This window comes from Saccharothrix sp. S26 (assembly GCF_021390395.1).
Lineage (GTDB): Bacteria > Actinomycetota > Actinomycetes > Mycobacteriales > Pseudonocardiaceae > Actinosynnema.
Map to the genome: position 1 here is coordinate 363,747 of NZ_JAJUWT010000004.1, position 15,566 is coordinate 379,312.

The 15,566-nt window shown below is 71.5% G+C and carries 16 protein-coding genes; 8 read left to right on the top strand and 8 right to left on the bottom strand.

What is annotated here, in order from left to right:
- Position 1: 1 nt before the first annotated feature.
- The 3 genes from LZG04_RS08860 to LZG04_RS08870 are packed head-to-tail and all read right to left on the bottom strand — an operon-like array spanning position 2 to position 2,373.
- Entirely contained in the window at positions 2 to 652 is a 651-nt protein-coding gene (locus LZG04_RS08860) for an HD family phosphohydrolase (protein WP_233815082.1), read from the bottom strand.
- A 59-nt stretch (positions 653 to 711) separates the two neighbouring features.
- Entirely contained in the window at positions 712 to 1,359 is a 648-nt protein-coding gene (locus LZG04_RS08865) for a hypothetical protein (protein WP_233815084.1), read from the bottom strand.
- A 6-nt stretch (positions 1,360 to 1,365) separates the two neighbouring features.
- The gene (locus tag LZG04_RS08870) at positions 1,366 to 2,373 is read right to left on the bottom strand and encodes a hypothetical protein (protein WP_233815087.1); all 1,008 of its coding nucleotides are present in this window, start codon (positions 2,371 to 2,373) and stop codon (positions 1,366 to 1,368) included.
- Between the two features lie 220 nt (positions 2,374 to 2,593).
- Between LZG04_RS08870 and LZG04_RS08875 the strand changes: the two genes are divergently transcribed.
- The gene (locus LZG04_RS08875; protein ID WP_233815089.1) at positions 2,594 to 3,184 is read left to right on the top strand and encodes an FKBP-type peptidyl-prolyl cis-trans isomerase; all 591 of its coding nucleotides are present in this window, start codon (positions 2,594 to 2,596) and stop codon (positions 3,182 to 3,184) included.
- 62 nt (positions 3,185 to 3,246) lie between these two features.
- Here the strand turns inward: LZG04_RS08875 and LZG04_RS08880 are convergent, their stop codons facing one another.
- The gene (locus LZG04_RS08880) at positions 3,247 to 4,218 is read right to left on the bottom strand and encodes a quinone oxidoreductase (RefSeq protein WP_233815091.1); all 972 of its coding nucleotides are present in this window, start codon (positions 4,216 to 4,218) and stop codon (positions 3,247 to 3,249) included.
- A 71-nt stretch (positions 4,219 to 4,289) separates the two neighbouring features.
- Complete coding sequence (locus tag LZG04_RS08885) at positions 4,290 to 5,912, bottom strand: DUF885 domain-containing protein (protein ID WP_233815093.1); 1,623 nt, start codon at positions 5,910 to 5,912, stop codon at positions 4,290 to 4,292.
- Positions 5,913 to 6,014: 102 nt separating this feature from the next.
- Between LZG04_RS08885 and LZG04_RS08890 the strand changes: the two genes are divergently transcribed.
- The 3 genes from LZG04_RS08890 to LZG04_RS08900 all read left to right on the top strand — a co-directional run bounded on the left by LZG04_RS08890 (position 6,015) and on the right by LZG04_RS08900 (position 8,018).
- Positions 6,015 to 6,821 carry a DNA polymerase beta superfamily protein gene (locus tag LZG04_RS08890; RefSeq protein ID WP_233815095.1) on the top strand — a complete coding sequence of 269 codons (807 nt, stop codon included), beginning with the start codon at positions 6,015 to 6,017 and terminating at the stop codon, positions 6,819 to 6,821.
- Between the two features lie 61 nt (positions 6,822 to 6,882).
- The gene (locus LZG04_RS08895; protein ID WP_233815097.1) at positions 6,883 to 7,170 is read left to right on the top strand and encodes a hypothetical protein; all 288 of its coding nucleotides are present in this window, start codon (positions 6,883 to 6,885) and stop codon (positions 7,168 to 7,170) included.
- The gene (locus tag LZG04_RS08900) at positions 7,167 to 8,018 is read left to right on the top strand and encodes a RimK family alpha-L-glutamate ligase (protein WP_233815099.1); all 852 of its coding nucleotides are present in this window, start codon (positions 7,167 to 7,169) and stop codon (positions 8,016 to 8,018) included. Before LZG04_RS08895 ends, LZG04_RS08900 begins: the two co-directional genes overlap by 4 nt.
- A gap of 58 nt (positions 8,019 to 8,076) precedes the next feature.
- Here the strand turns inward: LZG04_RS08900 and LZG04_RS08905 are convergent, their stop codons facing one another.
- Positions 8,077 to 9,651 carry a cation acetate symporter gene (locus LZG04_RS08905; protein ID WP_233815101.1) on the bottom strand — a complete coding sequence of 525 codons (1,575 nt, stop codon included), beginning with the start codon at positions 9,649 to 9,651 and terminating at the stop codon, positions 8,077 to 8,079.
- Positions 9,651 to 10,067, bottom strand: coding sequence for a DUF485 domain-containing protein (locus tag LZG04_RS08910; RefSeq protein ID WP_233815103.1), 417 nt, complete (start codon positions 10,065 to 10,067; stop codon positions 9,651 to 9,653). The genes LZG04_RS08905 and LZG04_RS08910 overlap by 1 nt, the downstream gene beginning before the upstream one ends.
- A gap of 331 nt (positions 10,068 to 10,398) precedes the next feature.
- Here LZG04_RS08910 and LZG04_RS08915 point away from each other — a divergent pair, with 331 nt between their 5' ends.
- The 4 genes from LZG04_RS08915 to LZG04_RS08930 all read left to right on the top strand — a co-directional run bounded on the left by LZG04_RS08915 (position 10,399) and on the right by LZG04_RS08930 (position 14,660).
- Positions 10,399 to 12,984: a nitrate- and nitrite sensing domain-containing protein gene (locus tag LZG04_RS08915; RefSeq protein WP_233815106.1), complete on the top strand. Its 2,586-nt coding sequence runs from the start codon at positions 10,399 to 10,401 to the stop codon at positions 12,982 to 12,984.
- Complete coding sequence (locus tag LZG04_RS08920) at positions 12,981 to 13,424, top strand: roadblock/LC7 domain-containing protein (RefSeq protein ID WP_233815108.1); 444 nt, start codon at positions 12,981 to 12,983, stop codon at positions 13,422 to 13,424. Before LZG04_RS08915 ends, LZG04_RS08920 begins: the two co-directional genes overlap by 4 nt.
- 7 nt (positions 13,425 to 13,431) lie before the next feature.
- Entirely contained in the window at positions 13,432 to 13,971 is a 540-nt protein-coding gene (locus LZG04_RS08925; RefSeq protein ID WP_233815110.1) for a DUF742 domain-containing protein, read from the top strand.
- 224 nt (positions 13,972 to 14,195) lie between these two features.
- Positions 14,196 to 14,660 carry a GbsR/MarR family transcriptional regulator gene (locus tag LZG04_RS08930; protein WP_233815112.1) on the top strand — a complete coding sequence of 155 codons (465 nt, stop codon included), beginning with the start codon at positions 14,196 to 14,198 and terminating at the stop codon, positions 14,658 to 14,660.
- Here the strand turns inward: LZG04_RS08930 and LZG04_RS08935 are convergent.
- Positions 14,597 to 15,550 carry a heme A synthase gene (locus tag LZG04_RS08935; RefSeq protein WP_233815114.1) on the bottom strand — a complete coding sequence of 318 codons (954 nt, stop codon included), beginning with the start codon at positions 15,548 to 15,550 and terminating at the stop codon, positions 14,597 to 14,599. The two genes, LZG04_RS08930 and LZG04_RS08935, sit on opposite strands and share 64 nt — an antisense overlap.
- Between the last annotated feature and the right edge of the window lie 16 nt (positions 15,551 to 15,566).

The following is a 15,566-nucleotide window of genomic DNA, read 5'->3' on the forward strand; positions in this document are numbered from 1 at the left end:
GTCAGGACACCGCGGACAGCAGCTCGTTGACCGTCGGGTCGTCCAGCGACTCCACGATGCACGACCACAGCTCCAGGTTCGCCGTGGCCCACCGCGAGTAGGTGGCCGCCGCCTCCGGGTCGTAGAAGTAGTAGCCGTCGTCGTGCTTGTCCCGCTGCTCGCCGACGATCTTGTGCGCCAGCTCCCTGAGCGTGATCCCGTTCTCCTCCAGGTAACGGGGCGCGAGCACCACCGGCGTCACCGGCAGGGCCTTGAACAGCGTGTCCGCGTCGGACAGCGCCTGCGCCTCCGGGGAGATGTCGCGGTGGCGGGTGCGCATCTCGGCCTCCTCGACGATCGCGTCCACCCGCGCCGCGACCTCGTCCGGCACGCCCGCGCGGGCCAGGATGTCCAGCCGCAGCCACCGGCCGTCCACCGGCAGCGAGTTGCGCCGGACCATGTAGTTGACGTCGTGGACCAGGGCCGCCACCTCGACCAGCGCGGCGTCCGAGCCGTTGCGCCGGGCGAAGTGGACGGCCTTGTCGCGCACGAAGCTGACGTGGTGCCAGCCGTGGAACTGCAGTTTCGCGGCCAGGTCGCGGCACAGCCGCCACACCTCGGCCTCGACCTCGGAGATCGCCTGCGCCGTGACTGTCCTGGTGACAGTACTCATTGGACCCTCCCGTGCCGGGTGGGCCGATGGTAGGCGCGCGCGAAGATCCTTGGCGCGGGTCACAAGTTCTTCGTCAGGTCCTCCAACCTCGCCTCGACCGGCACGTGCCGGTGGCTGGTCCGGGTGTCGGGGTCGAAGCTGAGGCTCCACGGGCTGACCGCCCGCGACTTGACAAGGAACGTCATGGTGTCGTCGGCGGCCTTGGGGATGCGGTGGAACTCGTGGGCGAGCATCGTGCCCGAGGCGCCCTCGTGGGCCTCGGCGCTGCGCAGCAGGGTGGTGGACACGATCTGCGTGCCGCCGTCGGCCACGTCCGCGGTGAAGCGCTCGTGCAGGTAGGAGCCCGACAGGATGGTGGTGCAGAAGTGGTAGCGGTGGTTGTGGATGGAGTCGGCGTAGCCCGGTCGCCAGTCCCGCTGCGGCTTGTACTCGTGCAGCCAGAACGTGAACGGCTCGGCCGGCTCGTCCCGCAGGCACCACGCGAAGTGGGTCGTCGTCTCGCGGGACTTGGCGACCACGCGCATCTCGTCCTGCGGTGAGAGGGCGCGCAGGTGCCCGCGCAGCCTCTCCCGCAGGCCGGGTCGGCCCGCCCACTCGCGGAAACGCCTCTCGACGTGTCCCCAGTGGTCGACGACAGGGGGGTCGGCCACGGTGATGAGCGTGGCGAGCTCCGCGAGGGCGGAGAACCCGGTGAACTCGGTGAGCACGGCTTATCAGCTCCCCAGCTGAGCGGAGGCGGAGAATTCTTTGCGGAATCGGTGGAACTTCTCCTCGAGTGCGCGGAACCCGTCCTCGGTGAGCGGGTTGCCGGTGATCTTCTCGAACAGGGCGAGGAAGTCCGCCCGACTGGTGCCCGGGGTGATGACGACGTGGAGCCCCGCCTTGGAATTGCTGATGCGCAGGAACTCGGCGCGTTCCATCCCGTAGATGAACGAGCCCTCCGCGAACCGCACCGTGCGCGGGTAGAGCCGGATGACGCCCGCGCTGGTGTTGCTGTAGAGGGTGAGCCACACGCTGTCGTCGAACAGCTCCAGCCGGTCCAGCGGCGGGTCCGACACCATCGTCAGGTCGATCCGCGAGCACCGGCCGCGGGCCAGGAACAGGCCGACCAGGCCGATCGAGATCTGCTCGCGCAGCCTCGCCGCGATCGCGTCGTAGTCGCCGTCCGCGCCTTCGTTGCGCAACAGGTAGCGGGCCCGCCCGCTGATCGCGTCGTCGTCGCGCGGGTCGGCCAGCACGGCCCTGAGCTCGCACTCCGACTGCGACAGCAGCAGCCTGCCCGCCGCGTAACGGCCCGCGAAGCCGCGGAACACGTACAGCCGGGTCCGTTCCAGGTCCTGCATCATGACCTGGTTGAACGCCGGGTCGGGTCGTGCGGTCGGCTCGAACACGTGAGTGGGGAAGAACTCGCGGTCCAGCGCCCGGTACTCGGCGGTGAGCTCGCGCAGCGCCCTGCGGCTCTCCTCCACGACCGGGGTGACCAGCGCCCGTTGCGCGGCCGAACTGGTGATCAACGTCTGCCCGAAACCGACCACGGCCGAGATCAACGTGCCGGTGCCGACCGACGTCAGGAACGTGCGCAGCGCTCCTTGATCCATTGTGCTGGAAATGGCCAGGCTGCCGCCGGCAGTGACGACCAGGATGAGCAGGAGCAAACCTGTTCTGGTCCAGAACAATTCCTGCAACAGGTTGCTGCGGACGCCCTCGGGCTCCGCGGACACGATGTCACCTCCTTGGTGGGCACTCGATCGGCCGAATGCTCTCGGTATACGATCAAGTGCGCGCAGTTACTGTACGCGCGAGTACGCAACGGCGGTAGCGGTAATTAGTGGCACATTTGCGGATTGTTTCGTAGATCGACAGCAGCGCACCGTGATCGGCGTTGGGCTGCTGGTGGGGCCGTGGCGCGGCGCGCGGGCGTGAACCCTAAGCTCGGCAACCATGCGTACTGTCGGCCGTACGGCCCTGGCTCTCGTCTCCTTGTTGTCCGCCGGTCTGGCGCTGACCGCGTGCACCGCTAGCGACCGGCCGTCCACCCTCACCAACACCCCGCCCACCACCGCCGCCCAGCCCGAGGCGCAGGAGCCCACCGCGGCCGACCTGCCCGAGCCGAGCGGTCCGCCGTGCGAGGTGTCGCAGTACCAGGTGACGGGCGCGGCGGGGGAGAAGCCCACGATCACCGTCCCGACCGGCTGCACGCCGCAGGACGGCCTCGTGGTCAAGGACCTGACGGAGGGCACGGGCCCGGAGATCAAGCCCGGCTCCACCGCCGAGCTGCACTACGTGCTGGCCACGTTCCGCGACCAGAAGACCCGTGAGGCGTCGTGGGACAGCGGCCGGGCGTTCCCGCTGGAGAACATCGGCCAGGCCCAGGTCATCAAGGGCTGGAACGAGGGCCTGATCGGGCTCAAGGAGGGCGGCCGCCGGCTGCTCGTCGTGCCGTCGGACAAGGGTTACCCCAACGGCAAGGGCGACATCCAGCCGGGCGAGACGCTGATCTTCGTCGTGGACGCGGTCAAGGTCCAGGGCTGAGCCGACCCCGGACGTGAACGAGGGCGGTCCCGCGCCGGGACCGCCCTCGCGCACGTCGGGGCTCAGGGCACGAGCAGCAGCTTGCCGGTGGTGCGGCGGCCCTCCAGGTCCTCGTGCGCCCGCCGCGCCTCGGCCAACGGGTAGCGCCCGCCGACCCGCACGGCCAGCGCACCGTCCACGACGGCCTCGAACAGCTCGCGGGTCCGCCACTCCAGCTCCTCGCGGGTGGCCACGTGCGCGCCCAGCGACGGCCGGGTCAGGAACACCGACCCCGCCTGGTTGAGCCGCTGCGGGTCGACCGGCGGCACCGCGCCGCTGGACGCGCCGAACAACGCCAGCACGCCGCGCGGCTTGAGGCTGGCCAGGCTCCCGTCGAACGTCGTCCGGCCCACGCCGTCGTACGCGGCCGCGACGCCCGCGCCGTCGGTCAGCTCGCGCACCACGGGCGCGAAGTCCACCTGGTCGTACCTGATCACCTCGTCCGCGCCGGCCTCGCGCGCCAACGCCTCCTTGGCCTCCGTGGACACCGTGCCGATCACCCGCGCGCCCCGCGCCTTGGCCAACTGCACCAGCAGCAGCCCCACGCCACCGGCCGCCGCGTGCACGAGGACCGTGTCGCCCTTCTGCACCGGGTACGTCGACGCGACCAGGTAGTGCGCGGTCAAACCCTGGAGCAGCAGCGCGCCCGCCGTGTCGTCGTCCACGCCCTCCGGCACCGGCACCGCGTCCTTCACGGGCACCACGGCCTGCTCCGCGTAGCTGCCGAGGGCCTGCGCCCACGCCACCCGGTCGCCCACCGCGAACCCGGTGACGTCCGGGCCGACCGCGCTCACCCGGCCCGCGCCCTCCAGCCCCGGCCCGAACGGCAGGTCCAGCGGGTAGCGGCCTTCGCGGTGGTAGCAGTCGATGAAGTTCACCCCGGCGGCGGCCACGTCCACCAGCAGCTCGCCCGGACCGGGCGACTTCGCCTCCACGTCGGTGAACTCCAGCGCGTCCGGCCCACCGGTCGCGCGCACCACCACTGCCTTGGGCATGTGTCCGTCCTCCTGTCGCGATGTCCTACGTCAGCACACCAACCGCCGTGACGGCCGGCCTGTTCCGCGTCTCACCCACCGAGAGCGACCCTGCGGGCCAGCCCGAGCGGCAGCGCGCCCGCGCCCGCGATCGTGTCGTGGAACTCGCGCGGCGACCCGGTGAACTCCGACCGGATGCGCTCGATCTCCAACGCGCCGGTCAGGTACGACGGGGCCTGCGTCGGCCACGCGCAGTACCGGCTCACCTCGCCGGCGGCCGTGCCCGGCGTGAGCGACGCCTTCGTGCTCATGAACTCCTCGGCCTCCTCGACACCCATGTCGCCGCAGTGCAGCGCAGTGTCCACGATCATCCGCGCCGCCCGGAACAACCGCGCCTCGACGTGCGCCAGCTCCTGCGCGCGTGCCTTGGCCGCGTCACCGACCACCTCGGCGGTGAAGTAGCCGTGCTCGCGCAGCAGCTTCTCCGCGTACAGCGCCCAGCCCTCGGAGAAGTACGGGGTGCGGAACACCTTGCGCACCGGCCGGTCCTGCGCGGCCAGCCACGACAGGTGCCAGTGGTGGCCGGGGTAGGCCTCGTGCACGGCGATCGTGGCCAGCTGGGCGCGCGAGTTCGTGCGCAGCCGCTGGGTCGTCTGCTCGGCGGTGAACCCGTCCGGCGGGAACGGCACGAAGAAGTGCCCCGTCCGCTGGTCGGTCAGCGGCGGCGGCGACATGTACGACGCCACCGCCAGCACCGGCCGCTGGAACGTCGGCGACGGCACCACCCGGCACTGCTCACCCTCGGCGAACGTCACCAGGCCGTGCTCGACCAGGAACTCCCGCGCCCGCCGGGTCTCCGCCTCGTACTCGGCGCGCATCGCCTCCGGCGTCGGCGGGTGGTCGTCCTGGAACGACGCCATCACCGCGTGCCAGTCGTCGGTCCCGGCCAGCTCGCGCATCTCGGCGTCCAGCTCGGCGTACGCGGCCTTGCCCCGCTCGTGCAGCTCGGTCGCGCCGTACCCCAGCACCTCCTGCTCGCGCAGCAGCGTCGAGTACAGCGCCTCGCCCATCCGCCAGTCGCCACCGGCGCGCTCGGCGAACCCGTCCAGGAACGAGGCCAGCTCGTCGAACGCCCGGGCGGCCGGTTCGGCGGCCTCGGCCAGCTCCGCGCGCAGCGCCGGGTCGGACACCTCGGCGGGCAGCGTCACGGTCAGGAACGCCCGGCCCGTGCGCGCCTGGTCGGCGGCCCGCCTGACGATCCTCGCCGAGGCCAGCCCGGCGTCCAGGTTCGCCCGGCACGCGGCCAGCACGGCGGGCACCTCGGCCAGCCGCCGCACCACGCTCGCCACCAGCTCCGGCTCCGGCCGCAGCCGGTTGAGGAACGCGCTGAACAACGGGTACAGCACCGCGGTCGTGTAGGTCGACGGGTCACGCCGCCACGCCGGCCACGTCGCCTTCGCCCGCACGCCGCGCAGCACCGAGACGACGAGGTCGCGGTCCACCGAGCCCTGGAGGTCGTCCGCCTCGACGGCGGCGAACCGTTCCAGCCACGCGTCCGCGCCGCGCTCGTATTCGGTGAACGCGCTCGCGCTGAAATCGCCGAGGGTGTGGTCGTGGGCCAGTGAGCCGAGCATCGCGGCACTGCCCGGGTTGCGGTCGAAGTGCCAGGCGAGGAACTGTTCGACCAGGTGGGTGAGGTGTGGGGTATCGGTCACGCCCGCAAGCTACCTCGCGACCGGGCGGACCGGGAGGCGGCGCGAATTCCGTTGGAGTTTGCCTGTTGACGCTTTAAGTTCGTCCGCGTCATCAGAGGGGGAATGGCCGTGCAGCACAACAACCCGGAATTCGCCGAGATCGCCCGGCGCGCCACGATCCTGCGCACGCAGGTGGGCTCGGGCGTGCACGGGACCGCCATCGAGGGCACCGACGACCGCGATGAGATGGGCATGTGCGTCGAGCCGCCGGAGTTCGTCATCGGGCTGCGCCGCTTCGAGCAGTACATCCACCGCAGCGCCGAGGAGCGCACCGGCGTGGTCAACACCCCGTCCGGTCCCGGTGATCTCGACCTGGTCACCTACTCGTTGCGCAAGTGGCTGCGGCTGGCGTTGCAGGGCAACCCGACCGTGCTGCTGCCGCTGTTCGCGCCCGAGCACGAGATCGTCACCGTCACCGAGCTGGGCCGCGACCTGCGCGCCAACGCCGACATGGTCGTGTCGCGGCTGGCCGGGAGGCGGTTCATCGGCTACCTGAACAGCCAGCGCCGGCGCATGGTGGACGGCACGGTGGCCCGGCGCGTCAACCGGCCCGAGCTGGTGGCGCGGCACGGCTACGACACGAAGTACGCCGCCCACATGGTGCGGTTGGGCGTGCAGGGCGTCGAGCTGCTGGAGACCGGCCGCATCACGCTGCCGATGCCCGAGCCGTGGCTGACCTGGATCCGCGACCTGCGGCAGGGGCGGCACACGCGGGAGGAGGCGATGGACGCCGCCGCGTCGCTGGAGGCCAGGCTGGAGGAGCTGCTCCTGGACTCGTCGCTGCCCGAGCGGCCCGACTACGCCCGAGCCGACAAGTGGCTGGTCGAGGCCTACGAGTCGACGTGGTCGACGGTGTGGTCGACGTCCTGACGCGGTGTCGTGAGTGCGGTCACGTGCGCGGAAGTTACCGACAGGTTCTAGTCTGGCCGACGTGGCAGAGGACAAGAGGATCGGGCGCGCGGTGAAGACGGCGACGGCGTTCGTGGCCGCGCACGGCAAGCCCGCCCGGGCGGTCGTGGAGAACGTCGGGCGGGCCGGTGCGCGGGTCGTGCTGGTCGGCGACGACGGGGCCATGGGCGACGTGGTGCTGCCGGACGTGGCGTCGGCGGAGGCCGTGGTCGAGGCGGTGGCGGACCTGGAGCGGCACGAGTGGGACCGCGAGACGACGGCCGCGGTGAAGATCGGACCGGCGCACCGGCGCAAGATGGCCGGTCGATGAAGGTCGTCTTCGCCACCTGCGACTCGCTGCCCACCGGTGACGGCGACGACGACGCGCTGCTCGACGCGCTGGCCGACGTCGGCGTGCAGGCGTCGTGGACGACGTGGGGCACGCCGGTGCAGGCCGACCTGGTCGTGCTGCGGTCCACCTGGGACTACACCGAGCGGCTGCCGGAGTTCCTGGCGTGGTGCGACGCCGAGCCCGCGCTGGTGAACCCGGCGTCGGTGGTGCGGTGGAACACCGACAAGACCTACCTGGTCGACCTCGCGCGCCACGGCGTGCCGGTCGTGCCCACGGCGGTGGCCGGGCCGGGCTTCGCCGACTGGCCGGACGGCGAGTTCGTGGTGAAGCCGACCGTCGGCGCCGGGTCGCGGGGCGCGCTGCGCGTCGCCGCCGGCGACCACGGGACGGCCGCCGCGCACCTGGCCGCCCTCGGTGCGCCCGCGCTCGTGCAGCCGTACCAGTCGCACGTGGACTCGGTCGGTGAGACCGCGATGGTGTTCCTGGGCGGCCAGTACTCGCACGCGTTCACCAAGGGCGCGATGCTCACGCCGGACGCCGAGTACGACGAGTCCGGCCTGTACATCGTGGAACGCCTGTCCGGCGCGACGCCGTCACCGGCGCAGCGCCGCGTCGCCGAGGACGTGCTGGACGCCGCCGCCGAGCTGACCGGCCTGCGCCGCGACGAGTTCCTGTACGCCCGCGTCGACTTGATCCCGGGCCCCGACACCGCGCCGCTGCTGCTGGAACTGGAGCTGGTCGAGCCCTCCCTGGGCTTCCGCCAGACCGACGCCACCGCACCGCTCCGGTTCGCCTCGGCGGTCCGCGCGGCGCTGGCCCGGCGCTAGGACCACCCGAAACGCCGAACGCCGCAGCCCACGTGGGGCTGCGGCGTTCGGCACCGCGTCACCTCAGGCCGGAGCCGATCCCGGTCAGCGACCGGACCTCCATCTCGGCCTGCTTGGCCGGGTCGGCCTTCTCCTTGCTCAGGATCGTGCCGAGGTAGCCGCACAGGAACGAGAACGGGATCGACACCAGGCCCGGGTTGCTCAGCGGGAACCAGGCGAAGTCGACGTCGGGGAAGATCGAGGACTTCGCGCCGGACACGGCGGGGGAGAAGGCGAGCAGCACGATGCACGACCCGAGGCCGCCGTACACCGCCCACAGCGTCCCCGGCGTGTTGAACCGCTTCCAGAACATCGAGTAGATGATCGTCGACAGGTTCGCCGACGCCGCCAGCGCGAACGCCAGCGCCACCAGGAACGCCACGTTCTGCCCGTTCGCCGCGATGCCGCCGACGATCGCCAGCAGGCCGACCACGATCGCGGTCAACCGGGCGACCCGGACCTCCGAGCGGGGGTCGGCCTGGCCCTGCTTGATCACGTTCGCGTACACGTCGTGCGCGAACGACGCCGACGCGGTCAACGTCAGACCGGCCACCACCGCGAGGATCGTCGCGAACGCCACCGCGCTCACCACGCCCAGCAGCACCGCGCCGCCGATCTCGTAGGCCAGCAGCGGCGCGGCCGAGTTCTCGCCGCCCGGGGCCGCGGCGATCTCCTTCGACCCGACCAGCGCCAGCGCGCCGAACCCGATGACCAGCGTGCACAGGTAGAAGGTGGCCATCATCCACGTCGCCCACACCACCGAACGGCGCGCCTCGCGGGCGTTCGGCACGGTGTAGAACCGCATCAGCACGTGCGGCAGCGACGCCGTGCCGAGCACGAGGGCCAGCGCCAGCGAGATGAAGTCCAACTGGCTGGTGGGCGTGCCGCCGTACCGCACGCCCGGTTGCAGCACCTCCGGCCCGAGCGGGGTGTTGCGCGACGCCGTCTCCAGGATCGCCGACAGGCTGAACCCGAACTTGCCGAGCAGGAACACCGACATCAGGGTCACGCACATGATCAGGAAGACGGCCTTGATGATCTGCACCCACGTGGTGCCCTTCATGCCGCCCACCAGCACGTACAGCACCATGACGATGCCGACCACGGCGATGATCACCGACTGGCCGACCTTGCTGTGCACGTCCAGCAGCAGCGCCATCAGCGCGCCCGCGCCCGCCATCTGCGCGATCATGTAGAACAGCGAGATCACCAGGGTCACGTTCGCCGCCGCGGCGCGCACCGGGCGCTGCCGCATCCGGAACGCCAGCACGTCGCCGAGGGTGAACCGGCCGGTGTTGCGCAGCCGCTCCGAGATGATCATCAGGCCGAGCAGCCAGGACACCACCCAGCCGATCGAGTACAGGAACCCGTCGTAGCCGTTGACCGCGATGCTGCCGGAGATGCCGAGGAACGACGCGGCGGACAGGAAGTCGCCCGACAGCGCGATGCCGTTCTGCGGCCCGGTGAAGCTGCTGCCCGCGGCGTAGTAGTCCGACGCGGTGGCGTTGCGGGTGCCCGCCCGGTACACGATGTAGAGGGTGATCAACACGAAGACGCCGAAGACGCCGAGGTTGATCGCCGTGTTGCCGCCCATCAGCCCTGGTCCTCCGCGGTGAGCGAGCGGACCGCGTCGACCTGCGGGTCGAGCTTGCGCCGCGCGTAGCGCGCGTACCCCAGCGTCAGCGCGATCGTCGTGACGAACTGGAGCAGCCCGAACAGCAGGCCCAGGTTGATCACGCCCCACACGGGCGTGCCCATCAGGTCCGGCGCGTACGCCGACAGCGCCACGTAGCCCAGGTACCACAGCAGGAACCCGCACGTGGCGGGCACCACGAAGACCGTGATCCGCCGGCGCAGCTCGCGGAAATCACCGCTCGCCTGGAGCGCGACGAAGTCCGGGTCGCCCGCTTCGTCGACCAACAGGGGCGTGCCCGGGTCGTCGAAAGTGGCGAAGCCGCGCCCGCCGCGGGCGGGTCTCGAATCCGTCGGAGGCAGGATCGCCTTCGTCATCAATCCTCCACGGGGATTTGCCTCGCCGCGCACGCGGATGCGCGGGCCGGCGGCGAGCGCTCAGCGTAACCGCGTTGGGCCGTCAGTCAACGACGTGACGCCAACGGCCGCGCCATCGCTGCCTGGTTGACGCCGGACCGTTGCCTCGATCGGCCTCCGATGCACCCACCGTCGTCACGCTGCGCCGATCGGATGAGGACCGACCGCAAGGTCGTTGTCCCACGCCTGTCCACCACCTACTATCCGCCCAGCAACACCCACGCTCGTCGGTCATCAATGCGTCGACGTCGTTCAACTTCGAAACAACTACGGACTTTCCGGGGCTTGTCTGGTGACTGGCGACAACAACGCGCGCGGGCAGTGGTGGAGCGCCGTCGCGGACTGGCGGAATTGGCGCCTGCCCGTCAAGCTCGCCGCCGTCCTGGCGGTGCCCGTGCTCGTCGCCGTCGGCGCGGGCCTGGTGCAGATCCGCGGGTACGTCAAGAGCGCCGACACCTACGCCGCCATGCAGCGCATCGTGACGCTGCGTGCCGGCATCGACCCCTTGATCGCGGGCGTGCAGGCCGAACGCGCGTTCTCCGCGCAGCGGCGCGAGGGCGCGGGCGTCGTCGAGAAGGACTTCCGCGAACTGACCCGCGCCACCGACAACGCCGCCGCCGGTGTGCGGAACCTGATGGAGCGCACCACGACCCTCGGCGAGGTCGCCAACGCCCGGTTCCGCGACGTGATCGTCCAGCTCGACGGCCTGCCCCAACTCCGCGAACGGGTGGTGTCGGGCAGCGTCGACCTGGAAGGCGCGATCGGCGGCTACACCGTCGTCACGCGCGCCCTGCTCGACTTCGACCAGGCCATGGTCGGCGACTTCGGCGACCCGGCCCTGTCCGGCACCGCGACCGCCCTGCACAACCTGGCCATGGCGGGCGAGCAGGTGTCCTGGCAGCACGCCACGGTGCTGGCCGGCATCAGCCGCGGCAGGCTGACCGACAACGAGGTCACCGCGCTGGAGCAGTCCTACACCCGCCAGCAGGACAAGCTGGCCGACTTCTCGGCCGTGGCCACGCCCCAGCAGCAGGCCGACTACCGCAGCACGGTCTCCGGCCAGGAGGTCGACCTGCGCAACAGCCTGTTCCAACAGGTCCGCGTCAACTCCGGCGCGGTGGAGCTGCTGGTCAAGGCCGACGCCTGGAACAGCGGCTCGGAGAGCACCCTCAAGCAGCTCGGCGTGGTGCTGCGCTCCCTGGAGAACCAGCTGACCGCCGCCGCGGGCCGGTTGCAGGACTCCACCAGCGACCGGGCGGGCGCGGCGGCCGTGATCCTGCTGGCGTCGATGTTCGCCGCCGCCGCCGTCGGTTTCGTGGTCGGCAGCTACCTGCTGCGCTCCCTGCGCGCGCTGCGCACCGCCGCGCTGGACGTCGCCGAGCACCGCCTGCCCACCCTGGTCGCGCAACTGCGGGAGAACGCCGCGCACGACGTCACCGTCGAGCCCGTGCCCGTGGACACCAAGGAGGAGCTGGGCCAGTTGGCGCGCGCGTTCGACGCGGTGCACCGGCAGGCGGTCAGCTCCGCCGCCGAGCAGGCCGACCTGCGCACCGGCATGCGCAACGCGTTCATCAACCTGTCCCGCCGCAGCCAGGGCCTGGTCGAGCGGCAGCTCAAGCTCATGGAGGAGCTGGAGCGGCAGGAGGAGAACCCCGAGCAGCTCGCGAACCTGTTCAAGCTGGACAACCTCGCCACCCGGATGCGCCGCAACAACGAGAACCTCATGGTGCTGTCCGGCAGCGACGTTGCCCGCCGCTTCACCCGCCCGGTGCCGCTGGGCGACGTGCTGCGCGCCGCCGCGTCCGAGATCGAGCAGTACCAGCGGGTCGTCGTGCAGACCACGCCGTCGGTGGAGGTCGTCGGCTACGCCGCGGGCGACCTGGTCCGGCTGGTCGCCGAGCTGCTGGACAACGCGACCACGTTCTCCCCGCCGCGCACCCAGGTGATCGTCGGCGGACGGCCCCGGCCCGGCGGTGGCGTGCTCGTCGACGTGGTCGACCTCGGCGTCGGCATGTCGGAGGAGGACCTGGCGCAGGCCAACCGCCGGATCGCGCTGGCCGCGGCGGAGGACAACGGCGAGCTGCCCGTGTCCCGCCAGCTCGGCCTGTACGTGGTCGGCAGGCTCGCCGGGCGGCACGGCATCGACGTGGTGCTGCGCGAGCAGGGCGACGGGTTGCGCGCGGTCGTGGCGCTGCCCGCCGAGCTGGTCCGCGCGACCGGCCCGATGCCCTCGCGCGTGACGCCGTCGGCCATCCCGTCGCCGTCCACCGGGCCGCAGCCCCGCGCCACGGGCCCGCAGCAGGCCGTGCCGCACTCGACCGGCCCGCAGCCGGTCGTCAACAGTCACTCCACCGGGCCGCAGCCCGCCGTGCCGCGCGTGAACGGGCACTCGACCGGTCCGCAGCCGGTCCTGCCGCGCGCCGCCGTGCCGCAGCCCGTGCCGCCGCAGCCGGTCCTGCCGCCCGCGGTGCCGTTGAAGGAGGACGGGTGGAGCCCGTTCCGCGGGCGGACGATCGACCAGCCCGCCACCCCGCCCGCCACGCCGGCGCCCGCGCCGCGGCGGACGGCCTCGACCTGGTTCGGCGGCGCGCCGCTGCCGCCCGGACCGGCGGAACCGGCGCGGCACCGCGCCGCGGACACCCACGTGCGCGGGGAGGCGCCCGTGAACGACAAGCCCGTCAACGACGTTCCGGGGGAACTGCCCAAGAGGCGGCCCCGGACCAATCTGGTGGCCGAACGGCCGAGTGCGCCCGACGCGGTGGCACCCGTAAGGAGGGATCCGCAGGCGACACGCGGTTTCCTCGCCAGCTACCAGACCGGGATCCGGCAAGGTGTGCGGGGATCCGGTGAGAATCGAGCTGGGCAGGAGAACGGATGAGCACGCAGAAGTCGCGGCAGGTCGACCAGTTCGGCTGGCTGGTGGGCAACTTCGTCGATCGCGTGCCCGGGGTGGCCCACGCCGTGGTGATCTCGGTGGACGGCCTGTTGCTGACCGCGTCCAACGGGCTGCCCGACGACCGGGCAGACCAGTTGGCCGCGATCGCGGCGGGCGTGGCGAGCCTGACCGAGTCGGCGGCGAGGTGCTTCGACGGCGGCGGCGTGTTGCGCTCGGTGATCGAGATGCAGTACGGGATCATGCTGCTGATGTCCATCAGGGACGGCTCGTGCCTCGCCGTGCTCGCCGCCCCGGACGCCGACGTCGGCCAGGTCGCCTACGAGATGACCGTGGTCGTGGACCAGGTCGGCCAGCTCTTGACCCCCGAGCTGCGCGCCCAGCTCCACGGTGCGAAGCGGATGATGGCCCGCCCGTCTGCGTGAGGTGGTCATGGACCGGAACGAGGAGCCAGGGGCGTCGGACGAGACGTTCGCCGCCCTGCTCAACGGGTTCAGCCTCGACTCCTCCCGCCGTCGCAAGCAGGAGAAGCCGAGGCCCGAGCGACCCAGCGCCACGGCCGGTGACACCAGGGACACCAAGCCCCACCGGCCGGTCTTCGACGACGACGAGGACGACTTCGAGTACCCGCGCGAGGAGGCGGCGTCGATCGTCCGCGCCTACTCGTGGACCGGTGGCCGCACGACGTCGTCGTTCCAGCTGGAGCTGGAGACGCTGGTGTCGGCGGTGGACTGGGACTACCCGGGCGCCATGAAGTCCGAGTACCACGAGGTGATCAACCTGGTGGCCCGGCCGCGCTCGGTGGCGGAGATCGCCGCCCTGCTGCGCCTGCCGCTGGGCGTGGCCAAGGTGCTGTTGGGTGACATGGCCGAACGCGGCCTGATCGACGTCCACAGCACCGCCTCCACCGACGGCGCCCAACCGGACCTGGGCCTGATGGAGCGCGTCCTGGCCGGCCTCCGCCGCCTCTGACCCCGAGAGTCCTACCTCCAGAACGCGTGTGTCCTACGTTCGGAACGCGTGTGTCCTACGTTCGGAACGCGTGTGTCCTACGTTCGGAACGCGTGTGTCCTACGTTCGCGACCCCCGAATTCAACGTTCAGGACCGGCGCGCCCCCTTTGCGTGATGATCAGCACACGACCTATCGTGCCTTCAGTGCCGACCGAAGTGTCGGCGGTGGAGCCGAGGGGGTCTGATGAGCGTCGGACGGGAAACGCGGCTGTCGGCGTGGATCGAGAGGTTCGCGGCGCACTTCGCCGAGGAGGGGATCCCGCTGATCGGCGGCCGCATCCTCGGCTACCTGCTGGTGTGCCAGCCGACGGAACGGACCGCCGCCGAGCTGTCCCAGGAGCTGGAGGCCAGCAGCGGCTCGATCAGCACGAACCTGAAGTTCCTGGTCAACGCCGGCCTGGTCACGAAGCGGACGCGCCGCGGCAGGCAGGCGGCGCAGTACCGGATCAACGAGAAGCGGTGGGTCGACCTGATCCAGCGCAAGCTCGACGCGTTGGTCAGCGTGCGCGAGCTCACCGAGGCCGGGATGCGGCTGATGAGCGGCGACCCGGAACGCGCGATGCGGCTGCGCGCCGTGGACGACCTCTACACGTGGCTGGCGACGGAACTGCCGGCGGTCTGGGAGCGCAGGCCCGCGTCGTCGCGCTGAGGCCGTTCCCGAGTCGACACCCACAGGGCGGCGGTGGCCACGACCACCGCCCCCGCGCCCAGCACGTGCAGCGACACGAGCACCTCGGGCACACCGGTCCAGTACTGGACCATGCCCAACGCGCCCTGCGCGAGCACCACGGCGACCAGCACGGAGTACGGCCGCCGCGGCACGGGGTGCCCGCGCAACGCGAAGCCGAGCGCGATGAGCATGCCGAGGAACAGGAACAGCAGGTCGGCGTGCAGCTGGGACAACGTGTCCACCGGCAGGTCCAGGCGCGGGGTGGCCGCGTCACCGGCGTGCGGCCCGGCGGCGGTCACGAACGTCCCGGCCAGCAGCAGGAACCCCAGCGTCACCGCCTGCACGACCTGCAACCGCAGCAACGACCGCGGCACGCGCGGCCGGGCCGGCTCGTCACCCTCACCCAGCGCCGCCACCAGCAGCACGGCGAACCAGACCAGCGCCATCGACACCAGGAAGTGCACGCTCACCGTCCACCACAGCAACCCGGTGAGCACGGTGAACCCGCCGATCACGGCCTGGAGCACGACCCCGCCGAACTGCACGAGCGCCAGCACCACGACCCGCTTGCGCCGCGGCCGGTTGAACCACGCGGCCAGCACGCACAGCCCGGCGATGACGCCGACCACGCCGGTCAGCGTGCGGTTGCCGAACTCGACCCACTGGTGCAGCGACGCGACCTCGGGGTGCTCCACCGGCACGAGGCTGCCCTCGAAGCACTGGGGCCAGGTGGGGCAGCCGAGGCCCGATCCGGTCACCCGCACGATCGAGCCGGTCACCGCGATGCCGCCTTGGGCGATCACGACGGCGATGGCGAACGCGCGCTGGAACGTGCTCAGGAAGGTGGTGAACCAGGATGGGACGGACACGACCCGATGGTAGGTA